Source organism: Sulfurospirillum sp. (genome assembly GCF_036802865.1).
In the GTDB taxonomy this organism is placed as follows: Bacteria; Campylobacterota; Campylobacteria; order Campylobacterales; family Sulfurospirillaceae; genus Sulfurospirillum.
The window spans coordinates 20,604-34,097 of record NZ_DAIRVK010000004.1; the positions used below are offsets into that span (position 1 = coordinate 20,604).

Sequence of the window (13,494 nt, forward strand, 5' to 3'; positions counted from 1 at the left end):
AGTTTTCTGACACGCATGTGCCAAGCTTCAGTGTAGAGTGCAACGTACCTACTCACCTTTACTTAAGAAATGTGTAAAGGTGAGTAGGTACGTTGCTGGCTAAATATGAGTGCGTTATTTGTCCTTTCTGCCTCCCAAAGAGGCAAGCTTCAGCGCATAGCGCAGCGTAGTTTTTTAGGCTTTGCCTAAGAAGCGTGTAAAAAGTAGGAGGCTTTCATGGCAAGTATTGGTTCCATTGGAAATGTGATTTATGCTAACCAGATGATACCTGTGCAAGCGGCGAAACAGATGGACTATCTCAATAGTGTTCAAATGCAAAGTGCCATAGCTGAAGCGATGCAAAATGAAAAAGAAGAAATTGTTGAAGATGTACGCCCCACAGAAGAGAGCTATAAAATAGACCCTGAACACGAACATGAACACCAACGACGGGATGAAGAAAATGGTGCATCCGAAGAGCAAATGAAGCAAAAAGAGGAGCTTGCAGAGCATCATGCTACTGCAGAAGAGGATGAAAAACCTGTTGTCCAAGAGGGTCATTTAGACATTAAAGCTTAGCCTCACCTTGACTTTGCTATCATTACTCCTAATACAACAACATCATAAAAGAGTTTCTCATGAACTTTAAAGCACTCTACGAATCAAATAAACAGCGCGTTTTTACAGGTCTTGTGATGATGGCATTTGCTGCATTTATCGCATTTTTGAACAATAACTTTGTTACATGGCTTATCTTGGGCGCTATGTATCTGTTTGCCTTTTATGAGGCAATGAATCTTTTTGAAATTAAAGATAATAAATTTTATGTTTATGCCGTAGTGTTGTGGCTTGCCGCTTTTATTTATCCTAATCCCGATGATCTGATTTATTTGGCGTTGATTGGCTCTTTGTCTGTGATGGCTTATACAAAAAAGGTCGATTATAAACTGCTTGCTCCTTTTTTCTACCCTTCCATTTCGATGTTTTTCATTTATACGCTTTACCATGATTTTGGTATGTCCGTTCTCATTTGGCTCGTTGTCATTGTTGCGCTTACTGACACAGGTGCGTATTTTGTGGGCAAAAGCATTGGTAAAACACCTTTTTCACCTACCTCTCCCAATAAAACACTCGAAGGTGTTGTTGGCGGTGTATTGATCGCTACCGTTGCAGGGGCATTGTACGGAACATTTTTTATCTCATTATGGCTTTCTGCGCTCATAGCGCTTTTGACGTCAGTAAGCTCCGTTTTTGGTGATTTATTTGAGAGTTATCTCAAGCGTGAAGCAGGCGTGAAGGACAGTGGAAATCTTTTCCCAGGGCATGGTGGAATGCTGGATAGATTGGATGGCTACCTTTTTGGTGGTGTCGTGATGGTCATTTTACTTCGAGGGCTTGCATAAGTGGTATTACTTGGCTCAACCGGCTCTATTGGAGTTAACGCGCTTATCATCGCTAAACGATTTGGTATTATGGTTGAAGCACTGGTCGCTGGTAAAAATATTGACCTTTTAAATCAGCAAATTAAAGAACATCAACCTAAATACGTTGCGATTAGTGATGCAAAAGACCGAACATTGGTCAACCATAAAAATGTTTTTGTTGGCAAAGAGGGCATTTTAGAGCTTTTGCAAAAAACACAGAGTTTTTTAGTGGTAAATGCGTTGGTTGGTTTTGTTGGATTAGCACCAAGTATTGAAGCACTTCGCCTTGGTAAGAAATTAGCCCTTGCCAATAAAGAATCTCTTGTCGTTGCCGGACATCTTTTAGACACCGCAAAAATTACACCGATTGATAGCGAGCATTTTGGTCTTTGGTATCTTATGGATAAACGCCCTGTCGACAGCATGACAATTACCGCTAGTGGGGGTGCTTTCCGCGACACACCACTGGAAAAACTCTCCAGTATGTCTTTTCAAGACGCGCTTAAACATCCTAATTGGAGCATGGGATCAAAAATTACCATTGATAGTGCCACGATGACCAACAAGCTTTTTGAACTCTTGGAAGCTAAATGGCTTTTTGGATGTGAAAAATTAGATGCGATCATTGAGCCAAAGTCTCTTATTCATGCATTTGTTGCTTTTCAAGATGGCAGTACCACGGCACATTTAGCCGTTGCTGATATGAAACTTCCTATCGCATTTGCTCTTTTAGGCGAAGTTCAAGAGCCTATTTTACCTTCCATTGATCTTGCTAGTATAGGATCTTTTTCGTTTCAACCTATTGTTAAAGAGCGTTATCCTATTTGGGAAATTAAAGACGACGTCCTTGCCAATCCAACCCGTGGCGTGGTCATTAATGCTGCCAATGAAGTGGGAATTGCTAAATTTTTCAATCAAGAGATCAATATTTTACAACTGGCAGAACTGACTAAAAAAGCGTATCGACATTTTGAAGATGCGATTCCAAAATCGTTAGATGAGGTTTTTGAGATCGACCGAGAAGTAAGGCATTATTGTCTTTCCTAGATTTATTTCTATCTGCTTAGATATCTACACTTTACGATAAAATGTCACAAAAATTTACCACAAAGAGGTGTCAATGTTACATAAAACAGACTACAACTTTAGGCTGAGGGACAGCATTATTGGGTTGCAGTTTTTATTTGTTGCCTTTGGGGCGCTGGTACTTGTACCCATTTTAACAGGGCTTGATCCCAATGTTGCTCTTTTCACTGCAGGATTTGGAACACTTCTGTTTCAACTGACAACACGTGAGCAGATTCCTCCCATTTTTTTAGCGTCATCGTTTTCTTTTATAGCGCCAATTATTTATGGGCTTAAAACATGGGGATTGGCTGGAACACTGTGTGGATTGGCTGCTGCTGGAATATTCTACTTTTTCTTGAGTATTGTAGTGCGTCTTAAAGGTTCAGATTTTTTACACAAACTTTTTCCTGCTGTCGTTGTAGGCCCTGTTATTATGACCATTGGTTTGATCCTCTCTCCTGTTGCGGTCAACATGGCAATGGGTAAAACGGGTGATGGTGCGATTGTCTTAGTTCCTCTTCATCAAGCGATGATGGTCTCTATGTCCGCACTTATTGTCACGCTTTTAGTAGCGCTTTTAGGTAAAGGGGTGCTTCGGTTACTACCGATTTTATGCGGTATTATTGCAGGCTATAGTGTCTCCCTTCTTTTGGGCATTGTCAGTTTTGACTCTGTTGCTAAAGCGGCTTGGTTTGCAATGCCAAATTTTGTTTTCCCCGAATGGAATCTTGAAGCGATTATCTATATTTTACCGATAGCCATTGCTCCAGCAGTAGAGCATGTAGGTGGTATTTTAACGATTAGTAATGTCACAAAGACGGATTATTTGAAAAAACCAGGTTTGAAAACGACACTTTTAGGCGATGCTATTGCGACAACAGCGGCATCTATGCTTGGAGGTCCTCCAAATACAACGTATTCAGAAGTAACGGGCGCGGTAACGATTACTAAGGCATACAATCCTGCCATTATGACATGGGCGGCAATTTTTGCGATTGTATTGGCATTTGTTGGTAAATTAGGCGGTCTTTTAGCGACGATCCCCGTTCCCGTTATGGGCGGTATTTTGCTCCTTTTATTCGGCATTATCGCTTCCATTGGTTTAGGAACGATGGTAAGAGAGCAAGTGGATATGAATGACCCTCGCAATATGATTATTGTTTCAATGGTTTTAGTCTTAGCGATTGGTGGTATGGTTGTTGATATGGGTGGCGTGGCATTTAGTGGTATTGGTTTAGGTGCGATTGTGGGTATTGTGCTCAATTTGGTCTTGCCAAAAGGGCATCATGTTAGTGAGTAGTAAGGAAGATAGATGGAATTGATTGAAAAATTGGTAGCAACCCTTTCAGGCATTGTTTGGGGTGCTCCAATGTTAGTGTTATTGGTAGGAACGGGACTTTATTTAACAATTATTTTACGGGGTATGCAGTTTTGGGCACTACCGCATGCGATGAAGCTAATTTTTCATAAAGAGCATGATGGAGAGGGTGAAATCAGTCACTTTGCAGCGCTTATGACGGCACTTGCCGCAACAGTGGGGATTGGTAATATTGTCGGTGTTGCAACAGCAATTGCTTTGGGCGGACCTGGGGCTGTTTTTTGGATGTGGATGACAGGACTTGTGGGAATGGCGACGAAGTATTCGGAAGCTGTTTTAGCTGTCAAGTATCGTCAACGTGGGCATCATCACGGTTTTAAAGGTGGACCAATGTACTACCTCACTTATGGTCTTAAAATGCCAAAGTTGGGTATGGCATTTGCTATTTTTACGGCTATTGCTGCGTTTGGCATTGGTAACATGACCCAAGCGAATGCTGTTGCTCAAATTTTATATACAGAAATGGCAATCCCAACATGGATTACAGGCGTGGTTCTTTTAACATTAACTGCTGTGGTTATTTTAGGTGGTATTAAATCGATCGGTAACTTTACCTCATTTCTTGTTCCATTTATGATTCTTGTCTATGTTTCAGTTTCGCTTGTTATTTTAGCAATGAATATTGATAAATTAGGTGACGCCTTTAGCCTCATCTTTTACCATGCATTTAATCCTATTGCGGCAGGTGGTGGATTTGTTGGTGCAACAATGGCAGCCGCTATTCGTTACGGTGTCGCGAGGGGTGTTTTCTCTAATGAATCTGGTCTTGGTTCAGCACCAATAGCAGCAGCAGCAGCTAAAACAAATGACCCCGTACGCCAAGCTTTAGTCAGTATGACACAAACATTTATTGATACATTGGTTGTGTGTACGATGACAGCGCTTATTATTTTGATTTCTCCATTTTGGCAGCAAGGTGTAAGTCCAAGTGCTATTACCATGCAGAGTTTTCAGCTCTATCTTGGCTCTTTTGGCGGAATTGTTGTTATTATTTCAACTGTATTGTTCGCGTATTCAACCATTTTAGGATGGAGTTATTACGGTGAAAAAGCATTTGAGTACATCTTTGGTGAACGTTTCATTCGCCTGTACAGAGTTCTTTTTATTGCAGGTGTGATGGTGGGCTCAATGCTCAAACTTGAGTTTGTTTGGAACTTCTCTGATCTTACCAATGGTTTGATGGCAATTCCAAATCTTATAGCACTTCTTTTGCTTTCGAAAGTCATTTCGTCAGAAAGTAAGCGCTATTTTGAGAGTCTTAAATAAGGAAAAAGCAGAAGCATGTTTCGCCTCTCTTTTGCGTTTGCAGCGATTGCTGTTTTAATGCTTATCAATTTTTACAGTTACAAGCGCTTTCTAAAGCGCTTGGATCTTTTTTTCAGATATCAGAGCGTGATTAAAGGTGTGATGATTCTTATCACACTGTGCGAAATCTTTTACTTTTTAGTCCTTCGCCTAGACAACCTTGATCCTTTGCTCTATTCACTTTTCTCGGCAATGCTGGGCGTCTCTTTTATGCTTTTTTGTGTCTCTATCATCTATGATTTATTTCATATTCCTTACGCCAAAATACCGTATGATTATTCAAGGCGTATGTTTGTCAAAATGGTTTTTGATGTGACGATGCTCATTTTAGCGCTTTCTTACATGACCAAAGGGTTTATCAATGGTATGAAGGCACCAATAATTAAAGAAGTCGATGTATACATTTCAGGGCTTAAAAAAGAGCTGTGTATTGTACAGGTTACAGACGTGCATATCGGAAAGACATTGGGCAAAGCCTTTATAGATGATATGGTAAAACAGATCAATACCCTAAATGCAGATATTGTTGTTATTACAGGTGACTTGGTAGATATGCCAGTGGAGCAAATTGGCAATAAATTGGATACTTTGAAAGAAATTAAAAGTCGTTTGGGTGTGTACTATGTACCTGGAAATCATGAGTATTTTTACGGGGTACATAAAATTATGGAGCATGTAAAATCTTTAGGTATTCATGTACTTTCCAATCGCTCAATGGTGATTAATGAAACGATTAACCTTGCAGGCGTCATGGATATGATGGGAAGACGTTTTGATTTTGAACCACCTGATCTTAAGCAAGCTCTGCGAGATGTCGTACCAGCGTTACCTACCATTTTACTTTCACATCAGCCCAAAATTGTTAAAGAGATGAAAGATGAAAAAATCGATCTTATCCTTTCAGGACATACGCATGGTGGACAGATTTTTCCATTTGGTCTTTTGGTGCTTTTGGATCAACCTTATTTAAGCGGTCTTTACCAACATTCAAAACGCACGCAAGTTTTTGTGAGTAATGGTGCTGGTTACTGGGGCCCTGCGGTGCGCATTATGGCGCCAAGTGAAATTGTTAAACTTACTCTTAAAGTCAAAGTATGAAATCATTTTTAGCACTTATCATTGTTGCACTTTTTCTTGGGGGATGTAGTGTCAAGCAAGAAACATTACAAGTAACGCCTGACAAAGTACAGCAACTTACCACAGAACTGACCAGTTTAGGGCACGATATAGATTATCAAGAAGCACGTATGTTTGCGTATGAAGCGCTGTTGTACCCACAGATTTTAGCTGAGCGATACGGCTTAGTTTATCCTCCAACATTTCATAACTTTTTGATCAACACCGGAATTAAAGATCGAGGTCTTTGCTACCAATGGAGTGAAGATATGATCACCCATCTTAAAGGTTTGAAGTATCAAAGTTTTGATTTGCGCTGGGGTGTTGCCAATAAGGGTGAATTCGATGAGCATAATTCCGTGGTTGTTGTTGCCAAAGGTGCGCCATTTCGTACCGGAGTCTTGATCGATCCATGGCGAAATTCAGGAACACTTTACTGGGCGAAACTAGGAGATGACCCTACGTATAAATGGGTTGAAAATATTGAACGAAGTCGTTATTATGGGACAGTTGGGCGTTAATTTGGTGCAATTTTTTGTAAAATAATACGAATGACACTTGCCCGCCCTATATGCTTATCCCCTTCATTGAGAAGCACAACTTCTTGTGCTAGCTTGTGCACTTTACATGGAAGAAGTTTTAGGATGTCAAGAATATCGTTCAAGTCATAGAGTGAAGCACTATTCTTAGGTCCTCCACTTTCAAAGTGGATTTGACTTTCACTAAAAAGTTCTGCAATAAAATAACCATTAGGCTTAAGCGCTAGAAGCGCTTTTTCAAAAAGCATTTTTTGATTTTGTTTCAGGAGCTGAAGGTAAGTACAAATTACGGCATCGTAGAGTTCTTCAGGCTCCCAATACTCTATGCGTGTATGACGTGTTTTAATAAAAACGTAACACTCTTTCGCACGCCTACGCAGTTTCATCAGTGCTACATCTGAAATATCTAGTGCTTCGACTTCAAGCCCTTTGTCAGCTAAATAAATGGCATTACGACCCTCTCCTTCAGCTAAACACATCACTTTTTTAGCGCTTAGCAGGAGTTCGGTATTTTCTTTGATAAAATTGTTTGGGGCTTCGCCATAGATGAAATTTTTTGTTTGAAATTTTTTATTCCAAAATGCTTGCATCTGCCACCTTCATCTTTTTTCACTTTTATTGTAACACAATTTAAATCAATGACATCCTTTTTGAATTGCGTTACAATCTTCGCATTCAATCAAGGAGTAACTATGAAATATCCAGCTTTTTTTGATACAACCCAAACCATTACCCTCTACGATCCACTTTCAGAAGTTTTGGGTGCATTTGAAGACGGCGCAATCACTTTTGGTTACCTTGATGTGGTTAAAAGTGCTGGACATAGTTGTCCTACAATGGCGGGAGCTTATCTGATGATTCGCGAAGGACTCAAGGCCTTATTTCCAAATGAATTACCAATGCGAGGCTCTATCGATATTTCTTTTAAAGAGAATCAAAACGATGGCACAACAGGCGTTATAGCCAATGCTTTTTCTCTGATTACCGGCGCTACAGATACATGGGGTTTTAAGGGTTTAGGCGGTAACTATGTCCGCAAAAATTTGATGCATTTTAAAGCAGATATACCATTGCAGGTAAGAATAAAGCGCCTTGATACCAACGCTTTTGTAGATGTGGCATATGATCCTCAAACGATTATCATCGAACCTGCGATGCAACCTTTAATGAAAAAGCTACTTACTGGAATACTCAATGAGGAAGAAAAAGCGTCATTTTCACAGATGTGGCAGAAGAGGGTAGCCCAAATTTTAGAAAATTTTGATAAAGTAATAGTTATAAAATAAACCCAATTTAGCCGGAGTGTTCATTGCTGAGCTTAAAAAAACAAAATATTACCAGATGGATTGTTTTTTTGCCAGCATTTGCCATTTTGCTTACCTTCTCCATTACGCTCGCTATTGTTATTACCGCAGAACGTGCTGAGTATCAAAAGTCACTTGAAAATACACGTATTGCTTATGTAAAACGCTCTAAAGCTCAAGCCCAAGAGCGTATTGATAAACTCATTGATTACGTCAATGACAATGAAAAATTTGTGATGAATGAAGCCAAAGATGAGATTAAAAATATTGTCAATCTTGCCTATCAAATCATCAATGATATTTACATCGAAAACCCAAATCTTCCTCGCGAAAAGATTTTGGAAAAAATCAAAAGTAAACTGAGAGATACACGTTTTTTCAATGATTTAAGTGGCTATTATTATATTTTTGACTTTCATGGTATCTGCGTCATGCATGGTGTGAACAAAGAGCTGGAAGGACAAAACTTTTTCAATGCACAAGATGCTTCTGGACGGTATTTTATTCAAAATGCCATTACCCGTTTTCAGACAGAAGAGGCATTCGCTTCGACATGGCGTTGGCAAAATCCTAAAGATGATATCTCTCGTAAAAAAATAGGTTATCAAAAGCGTTTTGAACCTTTAGGTATTTTTATTGGCAGTGGCCGTTATGAAGATGAAATAAGAGACCGCGTCAAAAAAGAGACCCAGAAATTGTTGCTCAATACCAAATATGGTGAATATGGTTATATCTTTGCTTATGATTATGCAGGTAACACGATCGCACATGGTGATAACTCTTTGGTTGGGAAAAATAGGCTTGATGTAACTACAAATGGTCAATTTATCATTAAAGACATTGTGGAAGGTGGAAAGAGAAACCTAGAGGGTTTCTTTATGAGTTATATGGCATCGTATCATCCAACAGCACAAGATCGCAGTAAAATCTCCTTTATTCGACCGATTCCTCAGTTCGAGTGGGTGATTGGCACAGGGGCTTATCTTTCTGAAGAAAATAATGCACTCTTAGAACAAGAGCAAGTATTGAAAAACAAAATGCAATCAACTATTATCAATATGCTTGCTGTATCGTTGATTATTATGCTCCTTGTTATGGGCATTATGTTTTTTATCTCAACAAAATTGCGCTCTGTTTTATCACGTTATGAGAACCATTTGCTCCTTAGTAACAAACAAATTCGTGAGCAAAAACTCGTTTTTGAAACGCTATACCAAAAGTCAGCCGATGGTATTTGGCTTCTTAAAGAGGGTATTTTTGTCGATTGTAATGAAGCCATTGTCAAGATGTTTAAGGCAAAAGACAAACAAGCGTTGATTAATGTAACGTTATCTGATCTCTCTCCTGAGTTACAACCAGATGATCAAAGCTCGTATGAAAAAGCACTTTGGATGAATGCTCTTGCTTCGCAACAGGGCATTCATAAATTTGAGTGGCAAGCACGCGCTTGTGATGGAGCACTTTTTTGGATCAGTATTATGATGACAACCATTCGCATGGATAAAGGTATCATCCAACACTGTTCGGTCAGAGATATTACGATTCGAAAAGAGTTAGAAGAGGAAAATAAAAAGCAGAAAAAACTCCTCATGCATCAAATAGAACATGATACGCTTACGGGACTTCCCAATCGTAATCTTTTGCAAGACAGGCTTACTCAATCAATCAAAAAAGCGAGTCGTGATGGCAAGGTACTTGGTATCATGTTTGTAGATGTTGATAAATTTAAAAGTGTTAATGACTCTCTCGGGCATGATGCTGGGGATATGCTTTTAAAAACGATTGCACAGCGTATGCGGGGCAGTGTTCGCGAAACCGATACCGTAGCGCGTCTGAGTGGTGATGAGTTCATTGTACTGCTTGATGGCTGTAAAGATGTCAGCGATATTTTTATTGCCATTAAAAAGCTGGTTTCTTCGTTTCAAGAGCCTTTTTTACTCGGCAATGAAAGCTTCAAGATCACGATGAGTATTGGTGTGAGTGTTTATCCCAATGATGGTGAAACAGCGAGTAAATTGCTTAAAAATGCTGATATCGCGATGTATAAAGCTAAGTCTAAAGGCCGCAATCGCTATGTCTTTTTTGACCAAGAGATGAATCAAGAGACCAACGAACATCTTGAAGTGGAAAAAAGTTTACACAAAGCGTTGGAAAACAATGAATTTGTTGTTTTTTATCAACCTCAGATCAATCTTCAGACGGATAAAATTGTAGGTTTTGAAGCGTTAATTCGGTGGAATCACCCTACCCGTGGGCTTACTGCTCCAGGCTATTTTATACATATCGCAGAAGAGAGTGAGCTGATTGTTGATATTGGTAGTTGGGTTATCCTCGAAGTAATGCGCCAGATTAAAGCGTGGTATGACATGGGTTTGGATCCTGGCAAAACGGCGATCAATATCGCAGGAAAACAGCTTGAGTCAGCTAACTTGGTAGCTTTTATGATCCAAAGTTTACGTGAGAGTGGGTGTAAACCAGAGTGGATCGAGATGGAGATTGTAGAACGGTTTATTATGAAAGACACCTCCAAATCCATAGCCCTTCTAAAGCGCTTTCGTGAACTGGGTGTGGATATTTCCATTGATGACTTTGGAACGGGGCACTCTTCCTTAGCATACCTCAAACAACTGCCTATTACAAAACTCAAAATAGACCAAAGTTTTGTACAAAATTTAGAAGACAGTCAAGAAGATCGTGCGATTGCGCGCACTATCATTGAACTTGGGCGAGGGCTTGGGCTTAAAGTACTGGCTGAAGGTGTTGAAACAGCAGGACAAAAAGAGTTTATTTACGGTAATGGATGTGAATTGATGCAAGGTTATCTCTTTAGCAAACCGGTGCGTGCTGAAGATGCGGAACTCTTATTAAAAAATCAAGCACACATGTTATAATCACACTGAAAATGTTTAAATAGGGCAAAGCAATGAGACGAAGAGATTTTTTAGGATTAATGGGGGCTACACTTACAGGGAGTCTTGCGCAAGCAGATGAGCTAAAACACCCCGATATTTGGCTTAAAGAAGAACAAAAAGCTGTTTTTGAATCTGTTATTAAAAAGCTTGAAATGGTTGAAAATACTGTTGGATATGCCAAATTTAATCTAATTTCATTTGATGAAACTCTAAAAATTGCTAAAAATTTTCCTAAAATTGGGGCATTCACTCCTACTGAGACGGCTTATATTGAAGAAGTATTTTACACGGATCCTGCTATTTATGGCTTTTATGGCAAACGCACAGTTGAAAATTTGAGCGACGTTGTTAGTGAAAAAGATGTTATTAAAATTGAAGGTACGGGGCATTATGTCTATCGTGGACGTTCTCATGAGCTTTTACTTGGGATTATGCACGATGTAGGGAAAACGATCATCTTAACTTCAGGTGTACGTGCGACCATGAAACAACTATCTCTTCATCTCGATAAAATTAAAAGCGAACATGGAAATATTACCGTCGCAGCACGTTCTTTGGTTCCCCCTGCGTATTCTTATCACTCAATCGGTGATTTTGATGTGGGTAAAAAAGGGTGGGGACACCAAAATTTTACAGCTAATTTTGCACGTACAGAAGAGTTTTGGAATTTACAAAGACTCTCTTATGTCTCTATGCGTTATACGATTGGAAACGGTGATGGTGTCAGGTTTGAGCCTTGGCATGTGAAAATTGTATAGATGATATTAAGCATTGAAAGTAGTTGCGATGATAGCTCTATCGCTATCACACGCATAAGTGACGCAAAACTCCTGTTTCATAAAAAAATATCCCAAGATGCCGAACATGCGCAGTATGGTGGCGTTGTACCCGAACTTGCGGCACGTTTGCATGCGGTGACGCTTCCTAAAATACTTGAAGAGACAAAGTCTTATTTTATGGAGCTTAAAGCCATCGCTGTGACGAATGAACCTGGACTTTCGGTCACACTCGTTGAGGGTGTTAGCATGGCAAAAGCGCTGAGTGTTGCGCTGAATCTCCCTCTTCTTGGAATCAATCACCTTAAAGGTCACATCTGCTCTTTGTTTATCGAAGATGAAACACGCTTTCCGATGGATGTTTTGCTCGTTTCTGGTGGGCATACACAGCTTTTACATGTAAAGAGTTTGGAAGAGATAAAACTTCTTGCAACGACGATGGATGACAGCTTTGGCGAGAGTTTCGATAAAGTGGGTAAAATGCTTGGGCTTCCCTATCCTGCGGGTGCTATTATCGAAAGTTATGCTAAAAGAGGCGATGCCAAGCGGTTCGATTTTACCATTCCTCTTCAAGGAACGTCCTCATCTTTACTTGCTTTTAGCTATTCAGGACTTAAAAATCAAGTGAGGCTCTGCATTGAAGCGCAAGAAAATATGGATGAACAAACCCTTTGTGACATCTGCGCTTCATTTCAACGTGTTGCGGTTGCCCATCTGATGCAAAAGATTAAAAAAGCATACAAAGAGCGTGCAGTTGAGCATTTTGGAGTAGTGGGTGGTGCGAGTGCAAATCTCTACTTACGCCGCGAACTTGAAGCTTTTTGTAGCTCAAAAAAAGCGAAGTTGCACACTGCAAAAATGGAATTTTGCTCTGACAATGCAGCTATGATAGGAAGATGTGCAGTAGAGGCTTATGCTCAAAAAGCATTCGTTAGCCTCGCTGATTTGAAAGTGCGTAGCTCTTCAAAGGATATTTTCTTTTAATTTTTTAGCGTGGGAAAGATCCGTTGTTAATATCAATCACCGTACCATTAATGTACTCAGGTGATTCTGTCGCAAGCCAAACAATCGTTTTGGCAATTTCTTCAGGCTCTGCAAATCGCTTTGAAATGACGGATTTTAAAAAAGCTTCTTGACGTGCGGGTGGAATGGTGTTGAGCATGTCCGTTGCGACAGGACTTGGTGCAACTGCATTGACAATAATTTTGCCTTCAAAGATTTTTGAGAAGCTTTTTGTGGCATTGATAAGCCCTGCTTTGGTTATGCCATACCAAACATCAGGATGTCCAATCTGCCCTGCAATAGAGGTGTTGTTGACAATACGCCCACTTTTTTTCAGCATATTTTTTGCCACTTCTTCCATTAATTTCACAGGTGCTTCAAGGTTGACTTTAAGCATGGTATTAATTTGGGCATTTCCATAATTTTGGTAAGGGATTGAATACATCACTCCAGCATTATTGATAAGAATATCGATGGGTGGAAGCGAGTCGATAAGTGCGGAAATAGCATTAACGTGCACTAAATCAAATAGGATAGTTTTAATATGCGGATGTGTTGATAATTCAAAATTTTTAAAATCACGGGCAAGGATAATGACGTCACAGTCCAATGCTAAAAATGCCTTTGTTACTTCAAGACCTATGCCTTTATTGCCACCCGTAATTAAAACAGTTTTGCGCATGAATGTTCC

13 protein-coding genes are annotated in these 13,494 nt (G+C 39.7%); 11 read left to right on the forward strand and 2 right to left on the reverse strand.

Annotated elements, in window-relative coordinates; genetic code table 11:
* Nucleotides 1–216 precede the first annotated feature (216 nt).
* From V7Q04_RS09310 to V7Q04_RS09340, 7 genes are all read left to right on the forward strand, one after another.
* The gene (locus tag V7Q04_RS09310; RefSeq protein WP_333804746.1) at nt 217–558 is read left to right on the forward strand and encodes a hypothetical protein; all 342 of its coding nucleotides are present in this window, start codon (nt 217–219) and stop codon (nt 556–558) included.
* Between the two features lie 59 nt (nt 559–617).
* On the forward strand, nt 618–1,382 hold the full coding sequence (locus V7Q04_RS09315) for a phosphatidate cytidylyltransferase (protein WP_333804748.1): 765 nt from the start codon (nt 618–620) through the stop codon (nt 1,380–1,382).
* On the forward strand, nt 1,383–2,450 hold the full coding sequence (gene dxr, locus V7Q04_RS09320) for a 1-deoxy-D-xylulose-5-phosphate reductoisomerase (protein WP_333804750.1): 1,068 nt from the start codon (nt 1,383–1,385) through the stop codon (nt 2,448–2,450). It abuts the gene before it with no gap.
* Nucleotides 2,451–2,523: 73 nt separating this feature from the next.
* Nucleotides 2,524–3,771 carry a uracil-xanthine permease family protein gene (locus V7Q04_RS09325; protein WP_333804751.1) on the forward strand — a complete coding sequence of 416 codons (1,248 nt, stop codon included), beginning with the start codon at nt 2,524–2,526 and terminating at the stop codon, nt 3,769–3,771.
* Between the two features lie 12 nt (nt 3,772–3,783).
* Nucleotides 3,784–5,115: an alanine/glycine:cation symporter family protein gene (locus V7Q04_RS09330; RefSeq protein WP_333804752.1), complete on the forward strand. Its 1,332-nt coding sequence runs from the start codon at nt 3,784–3,786 to the stop codon at nt 5,113–5,115.
* A 15-nt stretch (nt 5,116–5,130) separates the two neighbouring features.
* Nucleotides 5,131–6,252, forward strand: coding sequence for a metallophosphoesterase (locus V7Q04_RS09335; protein ID WP_333804753.1), 1,122 nt, complete (start codon nt 5,131–5,133; stop codon nt 6,250–6,252).
* A complete protein-coding gene (locus tag V7Q04_RS09340; RefSeq protein WP_333804755.1) occupies nt 6,249–6,791 on the forward strand; it encodes a hypothetical protein in 543 nt (180 codons plus the stop codon). The genes V7Q04_RS09335 and V7Q04_RS09340 overlap by 4 nt, the downstream gene beginning before the upstream one ends.
* Here V7Q04_RS09340 and V7Q04_RS09345 read toward each other — a convergent pair.
* Nucleotides 6,788–7,399, reverse strand: a complete 612-nt coding sequence (locus V7Q04_RS09345) for a class I SAM-dependent methyltransferase (RefSeq protein WP_333804756.1) — start codon at nt 7,397–7,399, stop codon at nt 6,788–6,790. The two genes, V7Q04_RS09340 and V7Q04_RS09345, sit on opposite strands and share 4 nt — an antisense overlap.
* A 102-nt stretch (nt 7,400–7,501) precedes the next feature.
* On the opposite strand from V7Q04_RS09345, the gene V7Q04_RS09350 reads away from it, so the two are divergent.
* The 4 genes from V7Q04_RS09350 to tsaD are packed head-to-tail and all read left to right on the forward strand — an operon-like array spanning nt 7,502 to nt 12,785.
* Complete coding sequence (locus tag V7Q04_RS09350; protein ID WP_333804757.1) at nt 7,502–8,095, forward strand: FmdE family protein; 594 nt, start codon at nt 7,502–7,504, stop codon at nt 8,093–8,095.
* 23 nt (nt 8,096–8,118) lie between these two features.
* Nucleotides 8,119–11,004 carry a cache domain-containing protein gene (locus V7Q04_RS09355; protein WP_333804758.1) on the forward strand — a complete coding sequence of 962 codons (2,886 nt, stop codon included), beginning with the start codon at nt 8,119–8,121 and terminating at the stop codon, nt 11,002–11,004.
* Nucleotides 11,005–11,036: 32 nt separating this feature from the next.
* Nucleotides 11,037–11,783, forward strand: coding sequence for a M15 family metallopeptidase (locus V7Q04_RS09360; protein ID WP_333804759.1), 747 nt, complete (start codon nt 11,037–11,039; stop codon nt 11,781–11,783).
* Entirely contained in the window at nt 11,784–12,785 is a 1,002-nt protein-coding gene (gene tsaD / locus V7Q04_RS09365) for a tRNA (adenosine(37)-N6)-threonylcarbamoyltransferase complex transferase subunit TsaD (protein WP_333804760.1), read from the forward strand.
* Between the two features lie 4 nt (nt 12,786–12,789).
* Here tsaD and V7Q04_RS09370 read toward each other — a convergent pair whose 3' ends face one another.
* Nucleotides 12,790–13,485 carry an SDR family NAD(P)-dependent oxidoreductase gene (locus V7Q04_RS09370; protein WP_333804761.1) on the reverse strand — a complete coding sequence of 232 codons (696 nt, stop codon included), beginning with the start codon at nt 13,483–13,485 and terminating at the stop codon, nt 12,790–12,792.
* Nucleotides 13,486–13,494: the final 9 nt, after the last annotated feature.

Coding starts and splice junctions, on each gene's coding strand:
- V7Q04_RS09370 (WP_333804761.1), bottom strand. CDS start 13,485: ATGCGCAAAACTGTTTTAATTACGGGTGGCAATAAAGGCATAGGTCTT.
- V7Q04_RS09360 (WP_333804759.1), top strand. CDS start 11,037: ATGAGACGAAGAGATTTTTTAGGATTAATGGGGGCTACACTTACAGGG.
- V7Q04_RS09340 (WP_333804755.1), top strand. CDS start 6,249: ATGAAATCATTTTTAGCACTTATCATTGTTGCACTTTTTCTTGGGGGA.
- V7Q04_RS09350 (WP_333804757.1), top strand. CDS start 7,502: ATGAAATATCCAGCTTTTTTTGATACAACCCAAACCATTACCCTCTAC.
- V7Q04_RS09335 (WP_333804753.1), top strand. CDS start 5,131: ATGTTTCGCCTCTCTTTTGCGTTTGCAGCGATTGCTGTTTTAATGCTT.
- V7Q04_RS09330 (WP_333804752.1), top strand. CDS start 3,784: ATGGAATTGATTGAAAAATTGGTAGCAACCCTTTCAGGCATTGTTTGG.
- tsaD (WP_333804760.1), top strand. CDS start 11,784: ATGATATTAAGCATTGAAAGTAGTTGCGATGATAGCTCTATCGCTATC.
- V7Q04_RS09315 (WP_333804748.1), top strand. CDS start 618: ATGAACTTTAAAGCACTCTACGAATCAAATAAACAGCGCGTTTTTACA.
- V7Q04_RS09310 (WP_333804746.1), top strand. CDS start 217: ATGGCAAGTATTGGTTCCATTGGAAATGTGATTTATGCTAACCAGATG.
- V7Q04_RS09345 (WP_333804756.1), bottom strand. CDS start 7,399: ATGCAAGCATTTTGGAATAAAAAATTTCAAACAAAAAATTTCATCTAT.
- V7Q04_RS09325 (WP_333804751.1), top strand. CDS start 2,524: ATGTTACATAAAACAGACTACAACTTTAGGCTGAGGGACAGCATTATT.